The organism is Streptomyces sp. NPDC005181 (assembly GCF_040608395.1).
Classification (GTDB): Bacteria; Actinomycetota; Actinomycetes; order Streptomycetales; family Streptomycetaceae; genus Streptomyces.
In genome coordinates this window covers 1-10,668 of sequence record NZ_JBEXID010000143.1, presented here as the reverse complement: position 1 = coordinate 10,668, position 10,668 = coordinate 1, and the positions used below count along the sequence as shown (strand labels likewise).

Annotated in this window: 13 protein-coding genes and 1 pseudogene; 2 read left to right on the top strand and 12 right to left on the bottom strand. The window is 67.3% G+C overall.

Annotated features, from left to right (window positions below):
- Nucleotides 1–152: 152 nt before the first annotated feature.
- From ABZV38_RS37660 to ABZV38_RS37640, 5 genes and pseudogenes are all read right to left on the bottom strand, one after another.
- Complete coding sequence (locus ABZV38_RS37660) at nt 153–932, bottom strand: hypothetical protein (RefSeq protein WP_356333118.1); 780 nt, start codon at nt 930–932, stop codon at nt 153–155.
- 179 nt (nt 933–1,111) lie between these two features.
- Entirely contained in the window at nt 1,112–1,639 is a 528-nt protein-coding gene (locus tag ABZV38_RS37655) for an HAD domain-containing protein (RefSeq protein ID WP_356333116.1), read from the bottom strand.
- 208 nt (nt 1,640–1,847) lie between these two features.
- Nucleotides 1,848–2,267 (bottom strand): hypothetical protein, encoded by a 420-nt coding sequence (locus ABZV38_RS37650; protein WP_356333114.1) that lies wholly within the window; start codon nt 2,265–2,267, stop codon nt 1,848–1,850.
- Nucleotides 2,268–2,485: 218 nt separating this feature from the next.
- A pseudogene (locus tag ABZV38_RS37645) lies at nt 2,486–3,059 on the bottom strand (aminoglycoside phosphotransferase); the annotation flags it as partial.
- 313 nt (nt 3,060–3,372) lie between these two features.
- Nucleotides 3,373–3,918: an ATP-binding protein gene (locus ABZV38_RS37640; RefSeq protein ID WP_356333112.1), complete on the bottom strand. Its 546-nt coding sequence runs from the start codon at nt 3,916–3,918 to the stop codon at nt 3,373–3,375.
- A 120-nt stretch (nt 3,919–4,038) separates the two neighbouring features.
- On the opposite strand from ABZV38_RS37640, the gene ABZV38_RS37635 reads away from it, so the two are divergent.
- The gene (locus tag ABZV38_RS37635; protein WP_356333110.1) at nt 4,039–4,659 is read left to right on the top strand and encodes a TetR/AcrR family transcriptional regulator; all 621 of its coding nucleotides are present in this window, start codon (nt 4,039–4,041) and stop codon (nt 4,657–4,659) included.
- 247 nt (nt 4,660–4,906) lie between these two features.
- On the opposite strand, the gene ABZV38_RS37630 is transcribed toward ABZV38_RS37635, so the two are convergent.
- From ABZV38_RS37630 to ABZV38_RS37615, 4 genes are read right to left on the bottom strand one after another with little or no spacing between them, the layout of a single operon-like run.
- The gene (locus ABZV38_RS37630; protein WP_356333108.1) at nt 4,907–5,251 is read right to left on the bottom strand and encodes a nitrile hydratase accessory protein; all 345 of its coding nucleotides are present in this window, start codon (nt 5,249–5,251) and stop codon (nt 4,907–4,909) included.
- Nucleotides 5,248–5,844 (bottom strand): nitrile hydratase subunit alpha, encoded by a 597-nt coding sequence (gene nthA / locus ABZV38_RS37625; protein ID WP_356333106.1) that lies wholly within the window; start codon nt 5,842–5,844, stop codon nt 5,248–5,250. Before nthA ends, ABZV38_RS37630 begins: the two co-directional genes overlap by 4 nt.
- Nucleotides 5,841–6,506 carry a nitrile hydratase subunit beta gene (nthB, locus tag ABZV38_RS37620; RefSeq protein ID WP_356333105.1) on the bottom strand — a complete coding sequence of 222 codons (666 nt, stop codon included), beginning with the start codon at nt 6,504–6,506 and terminating at the stop codon, nt 5,841–5,843. Before nthB ends, nthA begins: the two co-directional genes overlap by 4 nt.
- 57 nt (nt 6,507–6,563) lie before the next feature.
- Nucleotides 6,564–6,716, bottom strand: a complete 153-nt coding sequence (locus ABZV38_RS37615) for a hypothetical protein (RefSeq protein WP_356333103.1) — start codon at nt 6,714–6,716, stop codon at nt 6,564–6,566.
- A gap of 182 nt (nt 6,717–6,898) precedes the next feature.
- On the opposite strand from ABZV38_RS37615, the gene ABZV38_RS37610 reads away from it, so the two are divergent.
- The gene (locus tag ABZV38_RS37610; RefSeq protein WP_356333101.1) at nt 6,899–7,321 is read left to right on the top strand and encodes an ester cyclase; all 423 of its coding nucleotides are present in this window, start codon (nt 6,899–6,901) and stop codon (nt 7,319–7,321) included.
- A 250-nt stretch (nt 7,322–7,571) separates the two neighbouring features.
- Here the strand turns inward: ABZV38_RS37610 and ABZV38_RS37605 are convergent, their stop codons facing one another.
- From ABZV38_RS37605 to ABZV38_RS37595, 3 genes are all read right to left on the bottom strand, one after another.
- The gene (locus ABZV38_RS37605; RefSeq protein WP_356333099.1) at nt 7,572–8,270 is read right to left on the bottom strand and encodes a cytochrome b/b6 domain-containing protein; all 699 of its coding nucleotides are present in this window, start codon (nt 8,268–8,270) and stop codon (nt 7,572–7,574) included.
- On the bottom strand, nt 8,212–8,886 hold the full coding sequence (locus ABZV38_RS37600; protein ID WP_356333120.1) for a molybdopterin-dependent oxidoreductase: 675 nt from the start codon (nt 8,884–8,886) through the stop codon (nt 8,212–8,214). Before ABZV38_RS37600 ends, ABZV38_RS37605 begins: the two co-directional genes overlap by 59 nt.
- Before the next feature lie 130 nt (nt 8,887–9,016).
- A complete protein-coding gene (locus tag ABZV38_RS37595) occupies nt 9,017–10,081 on the bottom strand; it encodes an alpha/beta hydrolase (RefSeq protein WP_356333097.1) in 1,065 nt (354 codons plus the stop codon).
- Nucleotides 10,082–10,668 lie beyond the last annotated feature (587 nt).

Here is a 10,668-nt window from a genome sequence, read left to right as displayed (position 1 = left end):
CGAACGACAAACCCCACCAAGAAATGATCTTGGTGGGGTTTAAAGCCAAGCTTAGGGCAGGCGGGTGAGCCGGCCCTCGGGTGCACCAGCCCCTCGCAGGAGTTGAAGGAGGAACACCTCCAACGAGGGACGCCCCTGCGGTGCGCCCTGTGTCAGCAGGTTCCCGACGTGGTGGGGACGGATGAGCCCGCGCTCGGCGCCCCTGACGAGGTGGTGGGTGTGGACGTCGGGGACGCCGTGGCCAGGAGCTCCTTGATCTTGTCCGCTCCTTGCCCGGTGAGGAGATCGGCTACAGGGGCACCGTCGCCGGTGGTGGCGCGGGCGGCGGCTGACGGAGATGGGGCGGGACGTTCGGTCCCCTCGAACTCTCCCTTACCGAGCGTGCCTTCGTCGAAAGGCAGGGTGGATCCCGAACCGAGGCCGACCCAGCCGGCGGCGTCGGGCTCGTCACCCTCGGAGCACCTGGCGGGCTCCCAGTGCAGGGCGATCACATAGCTGTGGCCGGGTTCGATCCGGGGCCGTCCGTGCAGAGCGTACTCGTGACGGTTGGCGGGTTCGTCGTCGAAGACCCAGCCAGTGGACTGCCGCGCATAGGTCTGCGGTGCCGGATGCCCGGCACCTTCGCGTGACCACAGCACCTGATCCACGCGCATCTCGACCGAGCGGCCGATGAGGCCCTCACCTCGGTCGATATCGATCTGCGCGGGAGGAACATCCTTCTCTGACACTGCGGTGGCCACGACGACATGGTCCGCGTTGGACACCCAGTCCGCCGCCGTGGAACTGCGATAGCGGTCCTTGCCGTCACCGAACACCGGGCCGGAGTCCGGCCATGGATTGTCCCCGGACGCGCCGGTCACGAACCAACCGCCGACGCACAGCAGCGACGCCCCGACGACACCCGCCAGAATCATGGTGGGCTTCCCCATCATGTACCCCCCTCAGCAAACGGGATTGATCCCGTCGGTGTTGTTGGATGCCAACTTCGCAGTGGTTTGCGACCATGCATCCAAGCGCGGCGTGATCATTTCATGTCACGCGCGGTTCGGCACGTGACCTGGGCTGACGACCTCTTATCCCTTGCTTCCGGGCGCTCCGGGGCTCAGGCGCCTTACAGCCCGGCCGTCCGTCGCAGCCATGCATCGAGGGCGACGAAGTCAGGATCGGTGAGACCCCGACCCGGATCGACACGATAGAGAAGAGCATGTCCTCGATGGTGTGCGGAGACCCAGGCTCGATCAGTATCGGTGATCTCATCGTCGACCCAGGCGAATGAACGCCCCGCCGCCCAGTCGACAAGGCCCCGGGTCTTCCAGTGCAAGCCGTTCCACTCGTCCTGCTCATCAACGTCGGACGGCTCCGACCAGATCACCACGGCCAGTTCCGGCAGGCCGATCCATGGCGCGATGCACTCGTTCGCGTCGGCCATCCAGGTCGTTGCCCAGACCAGATCGCACGGGAGCGCAGCCAGCCGAGGTCCGAGCTCAGGATTGATCCTGGCCAGAAGCGGATTCGAGTCGGCCTCCCGCGGCGCGAGACCACTCTGATACGTCGGATACTCCTGAGACGCCGCCCCGAATGGAATGAGTGGTCCGTCGACATCGAGGAAGAGCAGCGGGCGTTGCACAGAACCGGTCACGGCAGCACGATAGCGACTCATCTTGCCTGGCCCCGGCTCGATGAGGACGTCCGGCAAGGGCAACTGCCGCCCGTCTGCGCGCAAGCAGATCACAAGATCTTCGCCAGAGCCGGACCACGTGAACGTCCACAGGGCGCAAGCCTGCCCGAGTCGCCAACCAGCGTACGGACCCCGCCCCACCGCCTGAGGTGCGCGGACCAACCGCCGACTACGTGGGAGAGGCGAAAGGGTTCCCGTCGGGCGCCAGTGGGCCGCTCAACTGCGCCCCCGGAACCGGGACAGGCGCCCAATCCGGTCCGCGGTGCTCCAGCCACCACCTACCGATCGTGTGGAACTTCTCCTCGAACCCACGATCCCAGTTGAGGAACCCGGTGATCGGTGCCCGCAGGCGCGTACGACGGCCACTCGCTTCGTAGAGCACGACGGTCCGGATCCCCTGGAAAGGTTCGACGCGGATGGCCTGGACGTTCGACCACCGGATGGTCCGGCGGCGGAGGTTGTGCACGATGGCCGTCGACTCCGTGAGAGTGACGCCGACGTACTGCCCGACGATCAGCATCACGAACAGCGTGGCGCCCCACATACCAAGCGACTCGGCTATCTCAGCCCCAGTGGGCTTCCAGGTCATCCAATCCCAGACCTTCGTGCCCCCGACGACGACGAGGAGGGGCAGAACAGGCAGTATGTGTTGGAGGCGCGTATACCGGTAGCGGATGCGCTCCGGCGGCACAGCCTCGACCTGCGATTGCTCCACCAATCCCCACCCCTCACACAATGCAGCCACCGCCGGCGCATGATCGCCAAGGCAGCATGGCGGACCGGGGGCGCGCTGTCCATCGCCTACTCCCGCGTGGCCCAGGCCCAGTCGACGAGGTGCGCCCGATCACCTTGCGGGGCACGGTCGTTGACGAGCACGTTGGCGTTGTTTCAGGTCGGTGTGCAGGAGGTGGCCTCCGGCGAAGAAGCGGAGGTCGTCGGGGTCTGCGGTGTAGCGTTCCAAACGTTGCTCGGCGCGGCGCAGTTCGATGTCCGGGCAGGGGGATTCGCCGAGGCGACACAGGAGCGCGGCGACTTCGGGGAGGTCGGCGGAGCCGGGGGCGTAGTCGGCGTGGTGGCCGTCGAGGGCTTCGAAGCCCAGGAGGTCCCATCCTGCGGTCTCGACGCGCCAGCGCAGGGCGGGAGCGACCCCGGTGAGGAAGGGGGCGATGGTGGCCTCCCGACACTGGGTCCAGGCGCGGGGGTGATCGGTGCACAGGCCCTTGATGTGCCAGGTCCCGGTGGCGGAGGTGACGCGAGCGGCGAACTCGCTGTTGAAGCCCTCGGAGGCCTCCACGACCGTGAGCAGGGGGCCGGTGTGCTGCTCGACGGCGGCCCGGGCGGAGGCGGGCAGCCGGTCGAGGCCGATGCGGGTGGTCGCCATGGGACCTCACTCTTCCACGGCATTGCTGCGGCCCCTCTCGATCGACCTCCAGCATCGCAGAGCAGGGGCTGACTAGGGCTACCTACGGTAGGTTCGACCGGGATTCACGTCAGGCTGACGAATAGTGCGACGTCGAGGGATGAAGCAGGTCGACTACGGGTTCAACACCTCGTGCGGGAGGTCGCAGGAGTCGTCCCTCATGTGCAGGCGGAGGTCCTGCAAGGCGGCGACTGGGAAGGAGTGCTGGACCCACTTGGCTCGGTATCCGTCCTCACCGTGAATCCGAAGTACGTCCTGCGCCGCTTCCACGGCCTCAGAGGCCGTCGGGCGGGCAGGTCCGCTCGGGCGCGGGGACCGGCAGTTCGAACCACATGGTCTTGCCGGTGGCGGTGCGGGAAATGCCCCAGGCTTCGGCGAGCAGGTCGAGGAGTTCCATGCCGCGCCCGCCCTCCGCGTCGGCGCAGGCGGTGCGGCGCACCGGGGCGGCGGAGTTGGTGTCCTCGACCTCGCACCGCAGGTGGGAGCCGCAGAGCCGGAGATTGAGCCGCACGGGGCCGCGCGCGTGACACAGGGCGTTGGTGACCGTCTCGCTGACCAGTAGCTCGACGGTGTCGGCCAGCTCGTTCAGTCTCCACTCGCCCACTTGCGCGGTCGCCAGTCGGCGGGCACGGCTGACCGAGATCAGCTCCGGCGCCAGGGGCCAGGAGGCGTCCCGGGCGGTGGCGCGGGCGCGGGGAGCGCTCAGTGGTCGCAAGGGCTCCATGACATGCGACCACAGGGCCAGCTGGCGGGCGAACCAGGAAGACGAGGCGCCCTTGGAGGCGCTCGTACTACCCGGAGCAGCGTCCTGGGCGGCCATGCTGATCAGTCCCTTCCTTGCAAACCCGACGGTTCGTGTAGCGGTCGCTACGTTCAAATATACATGTAGCGGGTGCTACGGTAAAGTTCAGGATGAATCGGACATAGGTGAGGAGCCTCCATGCCACGACCGGCTGACCCAGCCAAACGAGCGGACCTGCTGCGCCGCGTCCGCGCGTACGTGCTCCGCAACGGACTGGCGGGCCTGTCCCTGCGCCCGCTGGCCCGGGAACTGGGCACCAGTGACCGCATGCTCCTCTATTACTTCGGCACGAAGGAACGCATGGTCTCGGAGGCGCTGTCCCTTGATGAACGACGCCCGCTCCTGCGCTTTCGCGGTGTACCCGACTCCTCCGGCGCCCCCGAGGACGCGGCGGGCCTGCGGCGCTGCGTGGAAGAGCTGTGGGAGGAGTTCCGCAGTCCGGACCGCCGTGCCGTGATGCCGCTCCAGTTCGAATTGATGACGGCCAGTGTGCTTCACCCGGACCGGTACGGGCCCCTCATGCGCGACGTGATCACCGAGTGGACGGATCTGTTCACCCCCCTCTTCGTCCGCCTCGGCATGTCCGACGCACGCGCCCGGAACGAGGCCGCCCTGCTGGTCGACGCCGTCGTGGGACTGCTCTACGCGTCGCTCGCCGACGACGACATGGACCGGGCAACAGCTGCCTTCCGCACTCTTCTGAACCGCCTCGAATCCGGCTGGTCACCTCACCCGACGGCGCGAAAGGGCCCGGCCTGACGCAGGGCCCTGCCACGCCGTTGTCCGGCTGAGTACCGGAAGCGCCGGGGAGAGGCAGCTGTTCCCTCTCGACGGCGGTGAGGATCACAGCGTCCGTGCTGGCCGTGCTGCGGTCTCAGCCCGCTCCACCGCAGAGGATGCCCGGCGTGTTACTCCGCCTCGGCGACTGCGAGTGGCGCTCGGGTCGGTGTCGGCGATGTGGGCGTAGTGGCACCCGGCCGCGGGCCCGGCTCATGGTGGGTGCGGGTCAGTGCGGGTGGTCGTGGTCGTAGCCGGTGGGGCGCTGGGCCAGTGCCTGGGCGCGCGTGGTGACCTCGTCGGCCGGCACGGCGCCGCCGCCGGCGAGCACGTCTTCCAGCGCGCCCTGCCAGTGGTGGTAGTAGTTCCAGTGCGCGCCCTCGGTCGGTGTCGCTTCCCAGCGTGCGATCCGGGCGATCAGCGCCGCCTGGAACTGTGGCCAGGTGAACACGCCTGCCTCGTACAGGGTGACGGCCATGCCGAAGGCACGGCTCTCCCACGGCTCGGCGAACACCAGCTCGCCGTTGGAGCGCGGCGGCGCGGCCGGGCCCTCGACCTCCAGAGGGGCAGTCACGGCGCCTCGATCCTGGCGACGCCGACCATCGCGTCGCGGGTGATCAGCGGCACGAGCTGGTCCTCGGACAGGCCCTCGGTGCCGGCCGGGCGTTCGGGCAGTACCAGCCAACGCACCTCGCTGCTGGAGTCGTGGACGGTGATCTGTACGTCGTCGGCGAGTTCGAGGCCCATCTCGGACAGCACTTTGCGCGGCTCCTTGACCACCCGCGCACGGTAGGCCGGGTCCTTGTACCAGCTCGGTGGCAGGCCGAGCACCTGCCACGGGTAGCACGAGCACAGCGTGCAGACCACCACGTGGTGGGTGGTAGCGGTGTTCTCGACGACAACGATGTGCTCGGTCTGCGTCCCGATGAAGCCCAGCTCTTTGATGGCGGCGGTGCCGTCGTTGAGCAGCCACCGCCGGTACTCCGGGTCGGTCCATGCCTTGGCGACCACCTTGGCCCCGTTGAGCGGGCCCACGTTGGTCTCATAGGTGGTGATGATCTTGTCCAGCGCCCTCGGGTCGACCAGGCCCCGCTCGGTGAGCAGCTGCTCGAGAGCCTCGGTACGCAGTGGCGCGGGAATGCGTTCAGCGGATTCGCCGGTGGTCATGCGGTCCTCTCCAGGTAGCTCTCGAACATCTCGATGGTGAGTGTGAACGGTTCGGCGTCGATGCCCCACAGCTCGTGCGAGTCGAACCACACCGAGTAGACGTACTGCGGGTTCTCGCCCTGGAAGTGCGCGTTCGTGTCGGGCAGGACAGAGGCCGGTTGGATGAGCGCGACGACTCCGGTGTGCCCGCGCACATAGCCCGGCAGCCTGGTGTGTCCCGTCGGCGACATGTTCTTGGCACGCACCCGCTCGCCCACGGCGAATGCCGGCGCCTCGTCCACGGTGCGCAGCGAGCCCTCGGCGGTCGGTGCATAGCCGGGCTTGGAGGGTTCGGGGATCGGTGGTTCCTCGACCCGTTCGCCGCGCAGGTTGCGGGCGCGGGCACCGATCGCGTTCGGTGCCAGGACGGCGCTCTCGGTGAGCATCAGCTCGGCGGAGTTGAGCCAGCGGCCGAAGTAGCCGTCGGCCAGGTAGGCAGTTCGGTCCAAGCGCTCTATCGCATGCCGGAACGCGTCCACGTTCAGTCCGGCCAGCTGGATGGAGAGCAGCGTCAGCGCGAATGCCCGGCCCTGCCAGGGTTCCGAGAAGGCCGGCTCGTCGGCGCGCGGCGGATGAGTGGGGCCCCATCCCTCGGTTCCCCCCATGTCGGCGATCCCGTCCATGGTGCCACCTCTCGTAGATCTGCAGCGATAGGGATATTCGGCACGATCAGCAGATATTTACGCCAGAAAGGCCTCGAGGTCGCCGCGGCGCGCCATCGTGTCGCGGTTGGGTGCGCCGACGGTGGCGACCACCAGACCTCGCCGGCCGGGCGCGGTGACCGGACATCGGCCGACCGTCTCGGAGTGGGCTCGGGCGGCTGGTCTCTGCACGGTGTCACACTCGTCAGTCCAGCCTGCGTCACCCCGAATGTCACGCGCTGACGCTCACAACCGAGCCGGCCGGTGCCGGGATGCGGCATGGACCGATGGCGGGCATGGTGGTGCCTTGACCGATGCGGCATCGGGTATCGCCTCGACAGCCCGCTCGTGACGTGACCTAGGGAGCTGCTTCCATGACTGCTCGTCGCAATATCGCTGCGCAGGAGAGACTGGCTGAGCTGGTCAACTCGGGCAAGATCGATCAGCTCGACGAGGTGTTCGCCAAGGATGTCGTCGACCACGACCCTGCGCCCGAGCAGGAGCCAGGCGTAGAGGGCTTCAAAACGTTCTTCGCCATGATGCGAGCGGCGTTTCCGGACCTGACCGTCTCGGCCGATGCGCTGGTTGCCGACGACGACAAGGTGAGCATCGCTTACACGCTCAGCGGCACACATCAGGGCGAGTTCCAAGGGATCGCGGCCACAGACCGCCAGGTGTCGGCCCGGGGTGTGCAGATCGCTCGTTTCGACGACTCCGGCAAGATCGTGGAGCGGTGGGGCAGCTCGGACCAGCTGGGAATTCTGGCGCAGCTCGGCGTCGCGCCGAAGCCGGCCTGATGGTCCTATTCCTCGCATGTACTGGTCACCGCAGCTCGGCTCCCGCCGTGACGCCGGCGTGCCGAATCTGATCAAAGGTCAGTCGCCGGAGTTCCGCGATCAGTCGACGGGCCTACTGGTGCTCGCAACCGGGCGCACCGCTCTTGCCTGTACGGGCGGGCCGGACAGCCCGGGTTGCGGTACGCATGCTGCCCGGGCTGCTCCTGGACCTCGACGCCCCGCTGGTCACCTGTCACATGTGCGATTTGCGTCAATCGTTGTTCGAGCTCTCGGTGATGAGGTCCGCGCGGTCTTCCTCCAGCCACTTTGAGTGGTGCCGCGCCGCCCATGCAGGGTCGACGTAGCCGGTGCGCATTCCCAGTCTCGCCTCCGGGTCCCCGTATGCCTTCCGCATGTGCCCGATCAGGACGAAAGCCACCCCCCAGGCGAGGCAGTCATGAATGAAGATGGCGCTGGTTCGGGAAATGAAGGGAAGCAGACCCATGAACCACATCAGCAGGCCGGTGAACATCATCACCAGCACAGCTCCGGCGATCCAGCCCGCATAAATCTTCTGGCCTGCGTTGAACTTGCCGGCGGGACGCGCCTTTGGCGATACGAGACGCCTGCGGGCGGCACGCAGCCAGTGTCTGTCGTACTCCGCGAAGCGGTTCAGCCTGCGGAGGTCCGCACGGAAGGCGGGTGACAGGAGGCCGAGGAAGAAGGGAAGCGGCAGCAGGATGCCCGACCATTCATGGACGGTGACCATCAGATGGCGCCGGCCGACCAGCTGGGCGAGCGGCCCCAGGTACAGACAGGCTGCGGTCATCAGACACAGCAGCATCAGCCAGCCGGTGGCACGGTGCACCAGCCGCTCGGCACGGCTGAACCGGCGGATCTTGCCGGGTTGCTCAGGCCGCCGAGTCGCCGCTGCCTCTGTCGGCCCCGTCGAGCCAACCGTCGATGGCATATCCGCGCTCCTCCCAGTAGCCGGGAACGACCTCGTCGGTGACCGAGATACCGGACAACCACTTGGCCGACTTGTAGAAGTACATCGGGGCCACGTATAGGCGGACGGGTCCGCCGTGTTCGTGGGTGATCGGTTTGTCCTGCATGTTCAGGGCCACCAGAACGTCCGAGCGGCGAGCCTGTTCCAGGGTGAGGCTTTCGCTGTAGGCGCCGTCGAAGCAGGTGAAGCGCACCGCCTTGCCCTCCGGCCGCACTCCGGCGGCGTCGAGGATGTGCGACAGCTTCACCCCTTCGAAGGGCGTGTCTTCCACGCGCCACCCGTCGGTGCAGAGAACGTCATGAACGACCCGTGTCTGCGGCAGCGCACGCAGGTCCGCAAGCGTGTACGTTTTCGGCCGGTCGACCAGGCCGTCGATCCGCAGCTCGTAGTTGGTTGCGTCCTTGCGGGGCACTGACGCGACGACGCTGTAGTACCGGAAGCCGCCCGGGTTCGGCAGCAGGCCGGTGAGCCCGGTCGAATCGACCTGGGAGGCGGCGCCGAGGAATCCCTCCCAGCCGCGTTGCAAGGCGGGCGCGGCGGCGAGCCCCGCAGCCCCCGCGGCGAGCACGCCCAGCATCGCCCGCCGCCCCACCGGCGCGCCCTGGGATGTTCGCTTCGGCTGCTCTGCCATGTTCACCACTCCTTCGATGTTGACGATCTCGGCGGCGCCCTCCGCGATGCCGGAGACGGCGCGGGCCGATACCGCGTCAGAAGGCGTCCACATCGACGACGGCCTGGGCGAAAGCCGTCGGCGCTTCCTGCGGCAGATTGTGGCCGATGCCCGTCAGCGTGCGATGGTCGTACTTGCCCGTAAACCGGTCCCGGTACGCAGAGCCATTGCCAGGCGCGGTGAAGGGATCGCGCTCGGGATCGAGGGTGATGGTGGGCACCTCGATGACCGGCCGTGCCGCAAGTTGCCGCTCAAAACGGTCGTAGCGGCGCTCGCCGTCGGCGAGGCTCAGCCGCCAACGGTAGTTGTGAATCACGATGTCGGCGTAGTCGGGGTTGTCGAAGGCCGCAGCCGTGCGCTCGAACGTGGCGTCGTCGAAGTCCCACGTCGGGGAGACCGTGTCCCAGATCAGCCTCGCCAGGTCGTGCCGCTTCGCCTTGTCCTGCATGGCGAGGCGGCCCCGCTCCGTGGCGAAGTAATACTGGTACCACCAGGCGTATTCCGCCTTGGGCGGCAGGGGCTGCTTGTTGGCCTCGAGGTTTGTGATGAGGTATCCGCTCACCGAGACCAGCGCCTTGACGCGCGCGGGCCAGAGCGCCGCGATGATGTCAGCGGTGCGCGACCCCCAGTCGAAGCCGGCGAGAACGGCATTCTCGATATGGAGCGCGTCCATCAGGGCGATGATGTCGAGAGCGATCGCCGACTGCTGGGCGTTCCGGAATGTTCGAGAGGAAACGAAGCGCGTCGTGCCGTGCCCGCGAAGGTAGGGAACTATGACCCGGTAGCCCTCTGCCGCCAGCAGGGGAGCGACGTCGACGAAACTGTGGATGTCGTAGGGCCAGCCGTGCAGGCAGATGACCACGGGACCGTGCGCGGGGCCCATTTCGGCGTAGCCGACGTTCAACAGACCGGCCTTGATCTGCTTGATCGAGGCAAATGAGGCGCGCGTACCGGGGCTGACCACAGGCACGGTCGGCGGCGTCTTCCTGACGTCCTGCGTGGCAGCAGAGGCAGTCGGAAGACCTTGCAAGCCGGTCAGCGAAGCTGCGGCCGCGCCCGTGCCTATGCCCACAGCCTTGCTGAAGGTGCGCCTGTCGATCACGGAAAATCCTCGATTCGTCGCGACGTACTGACCCTTGTGCCGTAGTGGCTGCGGCAAGGCGACTGCTTTGCGCCCTCACCGTGGTCTGCCCGTGCGGCGACTATTACACGGCATTCGTCACCAGTCAAACAGGTGACGATGCGTGCTCGTGAACATGGCGCGCGGGGAGGGCGGAGACCCCGGTCCCCGGGGACCGGCCGGACGGCACGTGCAACCAGCGTCGTATGAACTGCGCTGTCGGCCAGGTGACGCGCGGGCCGTCCTCGACGACGAACGCTTCGGATGCGACGCGGGTGTGGCTGAGCGCCACAGTTGGCGGACGAGCTGGCCATGACTGCGGCGACGACAAGCGGGCGCAGTAGGCGCACGGCAACAGAAGGACCATCACGGCTGTCGGAACGCAGCAGTGATCTCAGGTACCGACGGACGCCATCATTTCCGCACGGGTAGGCGTCATGCGACTACCGGGTTCCTGAAACCGCTGCGTTCTGAAGCCTGAGTTCCACAGTTGGCGGTGCCGACTAGGGCACGAATATGTAGGTTGACCTGCGGATATGCCTGTGGGCACGCCGAAGTGGCGTGTCACT